This window comes from uncultured Winogradskyella sp., from assembly GCF_947495255.1.
Classification (GTDB): Bacteria; Bacteroidota; Bacteroidia; order Flavobacteriales; family Flavobacteriaceae; genus Winogradskyella.
This window is the reverse complement of sequence record NZ_CANLYI010000015.1, coordinates 1-14202: the sequence shown is the minus strand read 5'-3', so window position 1 is coordinate 14202 and position 14202 is coordinate 1. Positions and strand designations below refer to the sequence as shown.

Sequence of the window (14202 nt, the reverse complement as noted above, 5' to 3'; positions counted from 1 at the left end):
AAAGAAATGCAAAGAATGCCAAGATTATTCCTATAATAATTATCATTCGGATTTTCATTTTCTAATTGGCTACAACGTGTTTGTATATGGTTTGTTGCGTGGTTAAGCACCTAATTTAGCAAATAAAAACCGAATAGAAAATCCACGAGGATTTTCGTAAGTAGGCTATAACTAGCAATAAATTATATACGGTGTTAGCCACTGGTTTTATTTTTCTTTTTAATTAGTCCGTATATTATGTTAATCGGAAAAATTAATTGTCCAATAATCATCAGTAAAACAGTCAAAGTGATAACCATTGTCAGATTGTTATTAAACTCCCATTCCATAATCTCATTCCGATAAAATTTAGTCAAAATCCATACAATTAAAGTTCCGCCAAAAGTCAATCCAATATGTGTCCAATTCAGCCATTTCGATAGTTTTCTGTCAGCTTTTTGCATAAGCCAATATCCAATTCCGATTATTCCGAAAAGTATTGAAATCAGTATTGCTAAATGTAAATATGCAATGATATAATATGTGTCGTGTACATTAATGTCCAAATCTGCGCTTCCGCTCATAATTCCAATCAAAATTATTATTGGAATTGAGAGTAAAAAAATTAGATGTGGTTTTTCGATTAGTTTGTTCATTCAACTTGTGGCTAACGTTGTTGTGTATGGTTAGTTGCGTGGTTAAGCAACTAATTTAGCAAATAAATCACAAATAGAATATTCCGCAGGAATATTCGTAAGTAGGCTAGACCTAGCAATTAAATATACACGGTGTTGGCATTAGTTTTTTATTTATTTCAGTTTATTCATAAATTGACTTTTTTCCTTTTTTACTTTTTTTCGAAATAGGCTTTTAATTTCGGCTTGACTTATTTTGTCTTGAGTAATGAATATTTTTGAATCGTTATTCAGCATAATTTTTGAGTATCCTAAGTCAGAAGAGAAAGGGTTTGTGTTCCAAGAATAATATAATTCAATAGATTTTACATTGTCGTTATTAATTACTTCTGATTTTCCGTTTCCAGTATTTTTTATAACTAGCTGTTTATCCTCATTGTTGATTTTAATATTAATTCCTTTTTCGGATTTTCTGTATTCCATTCTGATTAATGACGTTGCAATAAATAAATAACTTAACCAATAGAAAATTATTAGAGAAATAATCGCTAAGGTCAAATTTCCAGAAGTGTTTTGTGCAATTTTTATCGTAAGAAAAACAGAGAATGAGAATATTAATATTCCAATTCCAAAAGTCAATATATTTCCAAAGTTTTTAATATTCACTCGGTTTTGTTCAAATTAATGCCAACGTGTTTGTGTATGGTTAGTTGCGTGGTTAAGCAACTAAATTAGCAAACTTTTACGAACCCGTGAAAATTCCGCAGGAATTTTCGCAAGTAGGCAAAAACAAAGCAATTAATTATACACGGTGTTGCCCACAGTTATTATTCCGATGTTTCCCATAAATCATATGATGTCCAGCGTGTTTCTCCTTTTTTCATAACCTCAATTTTATCTTCTTCTGTTTTCACTAATTTTCCATCCATTTCATCCCAAACATCGTATTCTGAAATTATAATACCTCTTTTATCACAACTCTTTAGTAGTTTGACTTTTAGTTCAAATTTTTCTTTATTTAAGTCAATCACAATAGCTGTTACAAAGCATTTGTCATTCATATATTTTCTTTCTTGACCTTTAGAAATGAAGTCGTATTCATAAAGAAACTCGATTTTATCTCCAATTTTAAATTCGCTAAATTCTTTTTCTTTATGTTCTATTTCTTTTCGTTTCGATTCAGCCCAATAATTTTTATAGAATTGAATTTGTTTTTCTAATTCTATTGGTTTGTCGTTTAATTTTCTATGCAATGAAGTTAAAATTATACTTGACATATCATCTGGATGATGAATTCCTAAATCTTTAAAGTATTTTGATATTTCGGAAGTTCCAGCCCAAAGTTTCCAACTATTCCTAATTGACCTACCAGTTCCAGAATGTAATTCGGTAGTAGCTTTTTGTTCATCTTCAGTTTTGTAGTCATTTAGGTCGTCTTTTGACCATTTACATTCAAAAAAGGAAATTGCGTCATTTAAGTCAGTCGGAATATATTTGTCAACGTATTTTTTACAATCATTTTGAGATAATAGAAAAGTTGGTATTATCAGAAATATTGTAATAATTATTCTATTCATAATTCGGTGGTTTCTTCAAATCTATATTCTTTTTTTAATAGTAAAAACCTATAATGAGTGAACGGTTTAATTCGTTGAGCGAACTGCGTTTTAATTGTGGGCAACGTTGTTGTGTATGGTTAGTTGCGTGTTTTAGCAACTAATTTAGTAAACAAAAACGAACGCGAGAAAATTCCGAAGGAATTTTCCAAATAAGCACTTGCCAAAGCAATTAATTATACACGGTGTTGTAAAACGTTTTTATTCAGTAACTCTTTTTCAATACTTGTCCGAAATCCAATATAAGTTATTTCGGCAATATTTATTTTCTTATTTTCAATCCATTCCGCATCTTCATTCATTAATTTTAATTCCGCTTCATTTTCTGTTAGATTTTTAATTTGTCCGACAAAATATGAATCATCATCAGCTTCTGTAAATACTGCAATCAACTCTTCGTTTTCCAATTCCGATAAACATTCGAACATATTGTTCATTTTTTCGAGTGGTAGTTTTCCGATAAATTCAGAGTAATTGTTATTCTTTATTTCACTTAATTCTTCTTCGTCCCATTCTCGATATTTTTCAATTTCGAAATTTCTAATAATTGCAAAACCATCAAATTCTTTTGTCTCGTCATTAAAACAGATAAATATGAAGATATTGTCGTTAGATTTTAGGCAAATTCCTGAATAAACTTCGTCACGATTTGGTGCTAAATCAACGTGAATAGGAATCCTATTTTTGATGGTTTCTTGCATTTTTATTTAAGTTTACTCAATTCAGTTATTCTCTCTAACGCACTTATAAAGTTTTCTTGTTTTTCCTTATCACACCAATCAAATAAATAAATATTATAAGAATTTGTCATTTTAAAAGTTATATTTCTTTTGTCAGAATATTGAATAACAGAATCTTTTTCAATTGCTTTAATGTTTATTTGTTTCATTGTATCTGTCAGTGAATGAATAAAATTTATATCCACATAAATATCTTGTAATGGAATTTCCCACTTCTGAAAGAATTCTGTTTTAGATTTACCAATAAAGAAAGTTAAAGTAGAATCGGTTGGATTGTATTTCGCTTTAGTATGAACTTCTAATTGATTTGCGTCTGTACACTCAAACATATAGTTTTCTATAATTCCACCTAAATAAGTCATATCAGTACTTTTTTCAATCTTGTCTTTTTCGGAAGAGCAAGAAAGAATTAAGAAGAATGTTAGTATGCTGATTGTCTTTTTCAAATGTTTTACAACGTGTTTGTATAAGATTAGTTGCGTGGTTTAAGCAATGAATTTACTAAATAAAACACGAACGGCGAAATTCCGAAGGAATTTCCCAAGTGAGCCAAAACCAGCAATTAATTTTATACGGTGTTGTGGGTAGTTTTTATTCGTTCAACTATTTCAGCTGTCACTTTACTAAAATTAGAATTCACTTCATTTTTAAATTCACTATTAGCATTATTTCCATCAATATTGTTCGCTCCCCATTTATAAATTTCAATAACAATTGGAATTAATTCAATTCCTTTTTCTGTTAATGAATACAGATATGAGGATTTATTATTTTTATCAACTTCTTTTTTTATAACATCATTTTTTAGTAGGCGATTTAATCTGTCAGCAAGAATATTTGTTGATATTTTTTCGACTGTTACTAAATCATTAAAGTGTCTGTTGTCAAAGAAAATAAAATCTCTTAAAATTAGTAAAGTCCATTTATCTCCAAAAATGTCAAGTGATAAGCTAATTGGACAATTCGACCTTCTTTCAATCTGTTTCATATGCAAATATATAAAAATGCACTTGCATAATAAAAGTTCTTTTGTATATTTGTACTTGTAATTTGCAAGTGCTATTAATATTTTAAAATTATATTATGTCATACACAACAATGGTTTCGATTAATGGAACTAAACAAGAAGTATTTAATGCTATTTCACAACACGTCCAAAAATGGTGGGGAAATACAGATAATTCAGTTTCTTCAGTTGGTGATGAATTCACTACAAGTTTTGATAGTACTTATTGGAAGTTTAGAATCTCCGAATTTGAACCAAATACAAAAATTGTATGGAAATGTGTTGAAGCTAAGCATATTCACAACGGTTATGATGGAATTGAAAAAGAGTGGGAAGGAACTATTGTTGAATGGGTTTTGGAAGATAAAGGTCAAAATGCAATAATTCTAAATTTCGCACATAATGGATTAGTTCCCGAGTTAAACTGTTATGAGATTTGTTTTCCTGCTTGGGAAAGATTTGTAACTCAAAGTTTAAAGAGTTTTGTTGAAACTGGAACTGGAATGCCTCATCTTTCTTAAATTACCCACAACGTGTTTGTGTATGGTTAGTTGCGTGGTTAAGCACCTAATTTAGCAAATAAATCACAGATAGAATATTCCGCAGGAATGTTCGTAAGTCGGCAGTGACCTAGCAATTAATTATACACGGTGTTACCTGCTGGCTTTATTCAGTTTCCAATCACTGATTTTCCCAAAACTATATTTTCCAATTCGGACTAAAATCAGAACGATAGCGACTACTGCCGAAAACCAAGCTGTATTATAAACTCCGAAATAAAATTGGTTGATTGGGATAAATTCTGAAAATGTAGTTCCTAAAACTATGCAAACTAAAAATATTCGGATTAGATTTTTATACCAACTTGGTTTAACTAGCATTTCATAAAATCCGATTATTAAAACAAATAAAAATAAAGAGTCATAGGTTATATTGTAACAAATTAAGCCAAAAAGTTCAGGATCAGTTTTCTCCATCTCTTTAGCCCATTCAATATGTTCAGAATGAAGTTTTAGAGATAATATCAATTGGATAATTATTACAATTACTGAAAAAAGAGGTTTATAAAATTTCATTCGTTTGAGTTGTGTTTTTTCCAATTATCCACTCGCTCAAAAATTCGGTTGCCTATTTCCAATCCTTCCATTCCAACAAAATTATCCCAGTCACAAGTCGGTGCAAACCAAATCCATAATTCAGATATGTCTGTACGATTACCATATTCAATATCGTCAATATAATCGATAAGATGTGAATGAAAATCTTGGGCAGAATCAAAACGGTTTGAATATCCGCCTTTAAATTCCGCTAAAATTTTCTCGGCTTTATGCAAGTCTTTGACAAGTTCAAAAAACTCCCACTTTTTCCAATATTCTACTTTGGAAAGTCGTTTAGGTTTGTTCTTAAAAATTCGGTTTATCATTTCAGCACGATGTTTTTCAGCTTGCAGGTAACGTGTTTGTGTATGATTAGTGGCGTGTTTTAGCACCTAATTTAGCAAATAAAAACCGAATAGAAAATCCGCGAGGATTTTCGTAAGTAGGCGAGAACCAGCCATTAATTATACACGGTGTTAGCCTTTGTTATTTTTCAATTTTCAGTAATTGTTTATCCGAATGGCGAACCAATTACGTGAAGAACAACATCCGAAATAAAATGGACTATCATAGCCATTATTAAGCCATAACGCCAAAATATCCAACCAAATGTTGTTCCTGTTATCACATTTCCCAATATTATAGTTCCGATTACAATTGGTGTTTGGTCGAAATAATTACTTGACATTGGAATATGAATAAGTCCAAATAATAAAGCAGTTATTATATTTCCAGTCCATACTATTCGATTGGAAGCTTTTTTTGTTTTAATAATGTATTTAATTACCGTTACAATTAATGACATAATACCTAAACGGAATATTATTTCTTCAGTAATTCCAGCTGAAAATGATGCAAATAGATTAGGAATTGCAGAAGGATGTTTAGCTTTTGCAGTACCTATTGGAAGTATAAATTCTTGAATTTTAAGTAACCCTAGAATAAATACCCCTAAAATGATACCGATAAATATACTTGCAAAGACTATTTTTTTATTAAAAACCTCAGAAAATGGTTTTCCAGATAATTTTTCTACAATTAAAGGTGCTCCAAGGTTTGCTTTAGCAGATACCCATAATCCAATCCAAATAAGGATAGAGCCAATAATTAAAGAAGTTACTCCATTTGAAATTATTGATTGAAGAATTGAAGAGTTCTCCAATTCACTAGCTTTAGAAGTTAATTCTTTAACAGCTCTAGAATGAGGTATATTAGCAATGGCTCCTATAACGAACATAGTTAATAAGCACCAAAAGGTTTTCCACCGGAATTCTGTCTGATTCTCTTGATTACGTATTATAGGTTTTGGTAGAGAAAAGTTCATTTATTTGCCAAAGTGTTTTTTTAATAAAGGCTAACGGGTTTGTGTATGATTTCGTTGCGTGTTTAAGCACTAAAGTTAGCAAATAAATCACAGATAGAAAGTCCGCGAGGACTTTCGTAAGTAGGCTATAACTAGCAATGAATTATACACGGTGTTGTGCATAGTGCTTTATTCAGTTGGCTTATCTATTTCAGTATTTGTTTCAGTTGGTAAATCCGTTTTACCTGTGTTTGATTCAATGTCATTAGTTTTTTTGACATTGAATTCGAAAACGGTATCTTGAAATTGTAAAATAAACGCAATTAGCGCTAAAAATAGAGCAAACAAAAAGGCACTAACTAAACCAGACTGTACCCTTTTCCAAAAATCAGGCTTGTATGGAATGAGTACTTCTTGTAAGATTTGAGTTTGATTTTCTACTGCTTGTTTTTCAATATCGGTAGACATTTCTTCAAGAGTGTTTTCGAAAAATGCTTGTAAAACTAATTCTGCTTTTATTTTATAAGATTCGATTGAAGATTCTGAAGAGGAAATTTCGTGAAAAGCTTTTAGCGTCTTATTTTTAACAGCTGTCTCGCCTTTCTTTTTTGATTTAATATAATCTATTTTATCTTGCTTGTATATAGAATAAGCAATATGTCCTACAATATCATTTTTGTCAGAGACAAGTTTTTCATAAATATGATTAAACTCTTTCGGCATACAAATTTAAAGCTTTTTCATATGCGTTTTTAATATCCTTATTGGTAAAGGTTTTAACTTTCATTCCATTTTTGGCACTATAATGCACAACGATATCTCCGTTAAAACTATTTCTAACTTTTTCAGAAATTCCATTTTTAATAAGGCTTTGATTCGCCTTCCTAACTGTTAATGGTGAAACTTTATATTTATATGTTTTATTTGACATTTTTCTAATAATAATATTACTCAATATAGTACAAATATTAATCCAAACTAATTTTTCTTTAAATTATTTTACTTAATCCATCGCTGGAACGCTTATTTTTTTGCATCACACACAACGTTTTTGGTGATTATTAGTTTTGTGCTATACCGGAAATAAGCAATTAATTATACTCATTGTTGTGTATAGTGCTTTTCTGTTCAGACGTCTTTCATTTATTCCGATTTTAATTGTTAATAACATTTTAAAAGTTACTAAAATAAAAAATGTATGGATGCATTATTTGTTCTACTTTAGCCAAAAATATTATTTAAATATTAAAAAGAGTATATAATTATATGGGAAACATAAAGTCTGATAGTGATGATATCCTAAAAAGATTGTTCGAGCCTAAGCCTACTAAAATAGTAGAAACTTTAGATGAGCTATTTGTAAATAGACTTGAAAGTTTAGATATTCCTAAAACGACTGCGTTAAATATTATGGGAATGAGTGTTCGTACATTAGAAGGAATTCTTTCGGGTGAACAAAAAATGTTAGATTACACTCAGTTGATAAAATTATCAAATTTTTTAGGTACTGATTTAGAACAGATAGCTACACTTTATTTACAAAAAGTTAATGAAGTTCATAATGTTGGAAATGATATAAATCGAACCAACGAAATGGTTGAGTTTATTAATGAGAAATTCAATTTAGCAGAACTAAAAAAAGTAGGTTTAATAAAGTCCTTGACAGATTATAATGATATTGTTAAGTCGATATGTAATTACTTTGGTTTAAAGAATATTTTCGAATATTCTGAACCTGATATTAATGTTGCTTTTAGTTCTGGGAAAAGAGCAAAACGTAATTGTAGCGTGAAAAACTGGGTTTACTTAGCTGAACAATCTTGCATTGAATTAAGAAACCCAAATGTTTATAGTCGTGATAAATTAATCGATTATTTCCCTCAGATTAGATGGCAATCAATGGACGTTGAAAACGGTCTTGTAAATGTTATAAAACAATTATATCAATTAGGAATAACTGTAGTTTTTATTCCATCTTTTCCTTCCTTACATATTAGAGGTGCAACTTTTGAGGTAAATGCCAAGCCTTGTATTGCATTAACAGACTATGTCGGGTTTTATCCAACATTATGGTTCGCTTTGGTTCACGAGTTATATCACGTCTTATTTGATTGGGATGAAATACAACTTTCAAATTATCACATATCTCAGGAAGGACAAAAAAGCTTGGATACTGAATCTCAAAATGAAATTGAAGCCGATAATTTTGCAAGAGAATATCTTTTCTCAAAAGAAAAAACAAAGGAAGCAGGTGCATTTATTAATAATCACGAGTTTATCAAGCAATATGCAATATCCAATAATGTTGACCCAAGTTTTGCGTACGTATTCTATGCATTTGACGCTCCGAGTTCTGATAAATATGCTTGGGGAAGAGCTAAAAAATTAAATCCGAACATAGAAAAGTTAAAATCAAAATTAGAACATAATTTTTTGGATGATTTTACTTTCGGTGACCATATTAAAAAAGTGAGAAATAAAATTTATAATTAATAGCGATGAAGAATACCAAATTGAATCCTGAAGAAATAGAACAGTTAAAAGTTTTACAGGGAAAGAAAAATCAAGAATTCCTTAAAAGATTTATTATTGACCAAACTGAGTCAAAAGTAAAGAACAGGTTTTCCGATAAAGAATTAGATACTGAAAATGAAAAACGTAAACTACTCTCAACAATTGAGGATTTATGGAAAATTAAAAACATTGACAGTCGGATTTTAAGAAAACCAGCAGAATATAAGGCGATTTTCACACAAGATTATTATAAAGAAATGTTTCGATTGAATAATTGGCACTATAAAGGTATTATAGCTGAAAAACCTTGGCAAGCTGGACGATTAACAAATGAGATAATTTATTTCAGATTTTCGCAAGAGGTTCTACCGTTTTTAAGAATAGTTAATCCTTTTGTAATAACAGGAACAAGAAAATATAAACATCATCAATATCTTACTCCAGGTGCAAGAAATGAATTGTCGTTATTTATTTCTCAAGCAACAGAGTTAATGAGCCAATTTGGCGATTGGGATAGCTTTAGAGTTGAATATTGCAAAAGGTATAATGTGCCTTATCAGCTAAAATTTAAGCTTTTATAATGAATTTTTCTTTTAGCAGTAAGTTTCTCCGCATTATGCACAACGTTGTTGTGTATGGTTAGTTGCGTGGTTAAGCAACTAATTTAGTAAACAAAAACGAACGCGAGAAAATTCCGAAGGAATTTTCCAAATAAGCACTTGCCAAAGCAATTAATTATACACGGTGTTACCCAACGTTTTTTATTCGGTTTCTAGTAGTTTGATAAAATCAGATTCGTTAAAAATGTCAGACATAGATTTATCATATTTTTTTTTAAGATAATCGTTGACATTTTCATTATAGCATTCCATTTCTGTTTGAACTAAGCATCCCATTGAATAGACCTCGATGTTATAATTATCTTTTAGAATTTTATTCTGTCCAATTAAAGTTCCAATTCCGAAGTGAAAGTATTTGACTTCTCCATTTTTTAAGTCAGTCGAAAAGCGTTTTTCCATTTCTTCACAAGTTTCTATTTCAGAGTATTCAGCATATCTTTTATTAATCTGAACATATGGATATATTTCAATGAACAGATATAGGTTTAGTGCAAAACAAACTCCAAATGTTCCTATCATAATTTTGGTCAATATATTTCGCCAAGCTTTTCTGAAAAGATATAATCCTGCGCATAAAATTCCAATTCCAAACAACCATTTTGAATATTTCAATTCTGGCGGGTCAAAACTGGTTTCCGTTAAGGCATTATTGTCGTTGTATTTCAATAATATAATTCCAGCAATAACTAAAATCAGAAGTAGATATTTTGTTTTAGAGTTCAATTTTTGTCAAATGTTGGGTAACGGTTTGTGTATGGTTAGTTGCGTGGTTAAGCACCTAATTTAGCAAATAAATCACAGATAGAATATTCCGCAGGAATGTTCGTAAGTCGGCAGTGACCAAGCAATTAATTATACACGGTGTTGTACATAGTTATTTTTTAATCAGGTAATTTAAATTCCAACTTTTCGCAACACTATCTATTTCCATTTCATTCAATTCCTTTTCCATTCTTGGTTTAGAATCATAATAAAAGAATCTTCCTTTTCTTTTTGAAACTGAATCTCCGATTATAGTACTATAAATATTTAATTGCATAATTCTTCCATCCGAATTTCTTTTCCGCAAACCGTCCATTTCTTTATTTAAAATATAGGGTTCGTTTTCAGAAGGTGTAACATTTTTCCAAATATGAAGTATTTCAGTTTCATTTGGTTTTTTACTCCAAGAATCCCATCCATTTCCGAAAAACCCATCATCGTGTCTATTTCGTGATTTCATATACTCATTGATAATTGGGACATTTAATGTTATTCTCAATTCATTAGCTTTTATTCCATAATTCAGATTTTTAATCTCATTTCTATTGTCAAAATAGTCGTACGTGAAATAAATTCCGAAAATCAGAAGTACAATTTTAAAGAAATGTTTTTTCAGATTGAGGTTTTTCATAATTATGTACAACGTGTTTGTGTATGATTTCGTTGCGTGTTTAAGCACTAAAGTTAGCAAATAAATCACAGATAGAAAGTCCGTGAGGACTTTCGTAAGTAGGCTATAACTAGCAATGAATTATACACGGTGTTGGCAAATCGTTTTTTAATATTGCATATCAAATTCTCCTTCTCTTATTTCTACAATTACGCCGTTTTCATTAATTGCGTTATATTCAAAAGTTCCGGCTAGTATTCTGTTTTCTAAATCGTGAAAAACAATTTCTAACTCTCCAACGTTTTCATCGTTTGTAGAGTAGTTATAGAATGTTCCTGCTAATAATTCTTCGTATTTTCCGTAATTTGAATTTTGTTCGTTATCAAGAATATAAATATCTCCCACTTGCACAGATTCAGGAACCATATCAATAATTGTCATACTAACTGATTGACGAATAAAATCAGGGAATTCGCCACTATCGGTAAGTTCCACAATTAAATATTCTTCGTTGTTCCCAGACGTAAATCTAACATCTGCTAATGTTATAATTCCACCAAAAGTTATTACAGATTCGATTAATTTTCCGTCAACTTTGCATTTTATTCCGCCTGTTCCATCAAATGCATTGTTGTCGTTGTCATCACTAGAACAACTATATAACGTAATGATAATTAAGGATAGGATGTAAATCGTTTTTTTCATTTTAATTCAATTTATAATTAATAGATGTAGTTTCTCTTGAATGTTTGCGTTAAATGTTTGCCAACGTGTTTGTATATGGTTTGTTGCGTGGTTTAAGTACTAAATTTAGCAAATAAAAACCGAATAGAAAATTCGCGAGGATTTTCGTAAGTAGGCTAGAACTAGCAATAAATTATATACGGTGTTACCTGCCGTTTTTATTCTTCGGTTAGTCCATCGAACAAGTTTGATATAAATTGTTCTTCTTTTTCCATTTCCTCCTCATATTCTCTAGCTTCGTGAGAATAATCATCCTCTTTTTCTAATTTCCTTTCTATTTCATCCATAAATTCGGTGTGTTTTTCTGATAAATCGTTTATTTCGTTATCAAGGTATAATCCGAAATCACTTTCTATCTCTTTAAGTTCATCAATAAGGTTTTCATATTGATTTACTTCTGTACTTTGAATTTCATTTGCAATAACCTCTGCTATTTTACCTTCAAAATTTGGATTAGCTACATATTCCTCATATTCTTCAGGAAATAGTTCTTCAAGTTTAGAAAAATCTTTTAGAGAATCGATGAAGCTTACTTTTTTTGCAAAACTTTTTATTAAATCTCTACTTGAAATATTGATATCTTCTCTCTCAATTTTATTCAATAGTTTGAGATAAGCTTTTCTTTCCGAGTAACCAGTAAATTGAGGTTCTATATTTTGCTTAAATTCTTCAATCACGAAATTGTGTAATTTCTTATTTGAAGACTTGTCGAGTTCTTCCAATATTTGCATTAAGAAAGAATACTTGAAATCCTCGTTTCTAAACCAACCAAATCTATTACTGTTCTGATAGTTTGCCCTATAAATATATGACGATTTAAATAAGTGAAAATCTGAAATTATTTTATTAACGTACTGTTCTAAAAGTTTATCATCTAACGGAATTCTGCGATTAAACTCACTTTCGGATTTATCAAATGTGAAAACTCTAAAGAATTGACTAACAAAAGAAAATGAGTTTATTAAGTCGCTAATCAATACTTCTTTGCCTTTAATATAGTTAATTAGAAAATCCTGTATTGAAGGATTTTGAAACTCAATAGCAATTTTTTTGGAAGAGTCCATTTTGGTACTTATAAAAGAGCTTTCTAATTCTTTAATAATTTTTTTAAACTCTATCGAATCTATTGTAATTGGATATTTTTTGATATTTGCGATTATAAAAGAGTTAAGTGCAATTCTTAAATCTTCTATAAGTACAGGTGTTCCAACAGTTGATAAAACTAATAATGCAATTTGAGAACCTTTAGAAATTGTGTTTTCAAATGCGTGAAGCCAAACACTTGTTGGATTATCAAAAAAGGATAAAATTGTTTTTGAAAAATCATTTGGTTCACAATTATCCCAAAATTGATTCTGCACAAAGGTTTCTATTATTCTAGGATTATAACTTTTATGTTCTATTAGTTTTAAATAACCTTTATTCTCAACTAAATTTTTTAAATGAGATTTTGGTACGTTAGCAAAAAAGAGATGATTATATAAAATTTCTGCTTTTATTATTTTGGTGTATTTAGATAAATCTAGTGTGCATTTAACTAGTTCAAGAGATGGGTTATTTAAAGATTCAAAAGAAATTTTAGCTTGATTTAATATGTATTCTCGCGTAGCGAGAATGAATATTTTATTTTTCGTTTTTTTTATTTTGTCAATGAATTTTATAAGCTTGCTGTCCTCATTCATTGATAATCCAGTTTCTAAAAAGTTTCTTCCTAAAAAATCGTCAAAAAAGAAAATTTGTTTTTTACCATCTTCATAAAAAGAGTAAGCATCATTGATACTATCAGAAACGTAAATGAAGTCGTCATATTCTTTTGCTAATAGTCGGTAAACTAACATACGTGATAAAGTAGTTTTTCCAATACCAGGTATTCCAGAAATTATAACATAATTATTTGATTTTAAAATGTCCAAGGCTTCTTTGAAGCTGTTGTTTTGTACATAAATTTTTAAGGTCTCTTTTATTTCTTCAAGTTCAAATTTAGATTGATTATATACAGTACTATGAACAAGTCTTTTAAGAATGTTTGTGCTCGAAAGCCATAGTTTATAGTATCTGTCTTCAACTTTTGGATATAGACCTAACAAGTTATTTAAATCTGTTTTACCAAGTATGTCTTCTGTTGATTTAATGTAAGGGTGAAATATTTTTAAAATTTCCGCCTTATTTGGTGGTGTTAAACCGACGCTAGTAGTTATTATGTATCTGTCAGGTTTGAGAATTTTTACACTTTTTAGTTCTTTCTTTAAAGTTGATTTTAAGTCACTGTAGTTTGTATATCGTTTTGCCTGAACGATTATATTTTCGTCTTTATTAAGTGTTGCTCTTAAGTCAATTCCGCCATCTTGTCCACTCGTGAAACTTTCAAAAAACACATTAAGTTTTTCTTGTAAAATATCTCTAGAAAAATTCTCAAATTCAAATGATGATAGATTCAAGAAATTATATTCATTCATTGGTGTTGGTTGTTTAGTTCAGATGTTTTTTTAAATGGCAGGTAACGTGTTTGTATATGGTTTGTTGCGTGGTTTAAGCACTAAAGTTAGCAAATAAAAACCGAATAGAAAATCCGCGAG

General features: G+C 29.8%; 18 protein-coding genes. 3 read left to right on the top strand and 15 right to left on the bottom strand.

Annotation, left to right across the window (positions count from 1 at the left end):
• Positions 1-194 precede the first annotated feature (194 nt).
• The 6 genes from Q0807_RS18570 to Q0807_RS18545 form a co-directional block, all read right to left on the bottom strand.
• On the bottom strand, positions 195-563 hold the full coding sequence (locus tag Q0807_RS18570) for a cbb3-type cytochrome c oxidase subunit I (protein WP_301162017.1): 369 nt from the start codon (positions 561-563) through the stop codon (positions 195-197).
• Between the two features lie 225 nt (positions 564-788).
• Positions 789-1280 (bottom strand): hypothetical protein, encoded by a 492-nt coding sequence (locus tag Q0807_RS18565; RefSeq protein ID WP_301162016.1) that lies wholly within the window; start codon positions 1278-1280, stop codon positions 789-791.
• Between the two features lie 161 nt (positions 1281-1441).
• On the bottom strand, positions 1442-2191 hold the full coding sequence (locus Q0807_RS18560; protein WP_301162015.1) for a DUF6794 domain-containing protein: 750 nt from the start codon (positions 2189-2191) through the stop codon (positions 1442-1444).
• Positions 2192-2406: 215 nt separating this feature from the next.
• A complete protein-coding gene (locus tag Q0807_RS18555) occupies positions 2407-2931 on the bottom strand; it encodes a hypothetical protein (RefSeq protein WP_301162014.1) in 525 nt (174 codons plus the stop codon).
• A gap of 2 nt (positions 2932-2933) precedes the next feature.
• Positions 2934-3416: a hypothetical protein gene (locus Q0807_RS18550; protein ID WP_301162013.1), complete on the bottom strand. Its 483-nt coding sequence runs from the start codon at positions 3414-3416 to the stop codon at positions 2934-2936.
• Positions 3417-3538: 122 nt separating this feature from the next.
• Positions 3539-3958, bottom strand: coding sequence for a helix-turn-helix domain-containing protein (locus tag Q0807_RS18545; protein WP_301162012.1), 420 nt, complete (start codon positions 3956-3958; stop codon positions 3539-3541).
• A gap of 95 nt (positions 3959-4053) precedes the next feature.
• Here Q0807_RS18545 and Q0807_RS18540 point away from each other — a divergent pair, with 95 nt between their 5' ends.
• Positions 4054-4497: a hypothetical protein gene (locus Q0807_RS18540; RefSeq protein WP_301162011.1), complete on the top strand. Its 444-nt coding sequence runs from the start codon at positions 4054-4056 to the stop codon at positions 4495-4497.
• Between the two features lie 132 nt (positions 4498-4629).
• On the opposite strand, the gene Q0807_RS18535 is transcribed toward Q0807_RS18540, so the two are convergent.
• From Q0807_RS18535 to Q0807_RS18515, 5 genes are all read right to left on the bottom strand, one after another.
• Positions 4630-5052: a hypothetical protein gene (locus Q0807_RS18535; protein ID WP_301162010.1), complete on the bottom strand. Its 423-nt coding sequence runs from the start codon at positions 5050-5052 to the stop codon at positions 4630-4632.
• Positions 5049-5465, bottom strand: a complete 417-nt coding sequence (locus Q0807_RS18530; protein WP_301162009.1) for a hypothetical protein — start codon at positions 5463-5465, stop codon at positions 5049-5051. The genes Q0807_RS18535 and Q0807_RS18530 overlap by 4 nt, the downstream gene beginning before the upstream one ends.
• 119 nt (positions 5466-5584) lie before the next feature.
• Positions 5585-6310 (bottom strand): CPBP family intramembrane glutamic endopeptidase, encoded by a 726-nt coding sequence (locus Q0807_RS18525; RefSeq protein WP_301162008.1) that lies wholly within the window; start codon positions 6308-6310, stop codon positions 5585-5587.
• Between the two features lie 255 nt (positions 6311-6565).
• The gene (locus Q0807_RS18520; RefSeq protein WP_301162007.1) at positions 6566-7099 is read right to left on the bottom strand and encodes a hypothetical protein; all 534 of its coding nucleotides are present in this window, start codon (positions 7097-7099) and stop codon (positions 6566-6568) included.
• Positions 7083-7307, bottom strand: coding sequence for a hypothetical protein (locus tag Q0807_RS18515; protein ID WP_301162006.1), 225 nt, complete (start codon positions 7305-7307; stop codon positions 7083-7085). Before Q0807_RS18515 ends, Q0807_RS18520 begins: the two co-directional genes overlap by 17 nt.
• Before the next feature lie 335 nt (positions 7308-7642).
• On the opposite strand from Q0807_RS18515, the gene Q0807_RS18510 reads away from it, so the two are divergent.
• Positions 7643-8869, top strand: a complete 1227-nt coding sequence (locus tag Q0807_RS18510; RefSeq protein ID WP_301162005.1) for an ImmA/IrrE family metallo-endopeptidase — start codon at positions 7643-7645, stop codon at positions 8867-8869.
• A gap of 5 nt (positions 8870-8874) precedes the next feature.
• Positions 8875-9471, top strand: coding sequence for a P63C domain-containing protein (locus tag Q0807_RS18505; protein WP_301162004.1), 597 nt, complete (start codon positions 8875-8877; stop codon positions 9469-9471).
• Between the two features lie 180 nt (positions 9472-9651).
• On the opposite strand, the gene Q0807_RS18500 is transcribed toward Q0807_RS18505, so the two are convergent.
• The 4 genes from Q0807_RS18500 to Q0807_RS18485 all read right to left on the bottom strand — a co-directional run bounded on the left by Q0807_RS18500 (position 9652) and on the right by Q0807_RS18485 (position 14082).
• On the bottom strand, positions 9652-10233 hold the full coding sequence (locus tag Q0807_RS18500; protein ID WP_301162003.1) for a hypothetical protein: 582 nt from the start codon (positions 10231-10233) through the stop codon (positions 9652-9654).
• Positions 10234-10384: 151 nt separating this feature from the next.
• Positions 10385-10903 (bottom strand): hypothetical protein, encoded by a 519-nt coding sequence (locus Q0807_RS18495; protein WP_301162002.1) that lies wholly within the window; start codon positions 10901-10903, stop codon positions 10385-10387.
• 147 nt (positions 10904-11050) lie between these two features.
• On the bottom strand, positions 11051-11587 hold the full coding sequence (locus Q0807_RS18490; protein WP_301162001.1) for a DUF6252 family protein: 537 nt from the start codon (positions 11585-11587) through the stop codon (positions 11051-11053).
• A 197-nt stretch (positions 11588-11784) separates the two neighbouring features.
• Entirely contained in the window at positions 11785-14082 is a 2298-nt protein-coding gene (locus tag Q0807_RS18485) for a restriction endonuclease (protein WP_301162000.1), read from the bottom strand.
• Positions 14083-14202 lie beyond the last annotated feature (120 nt).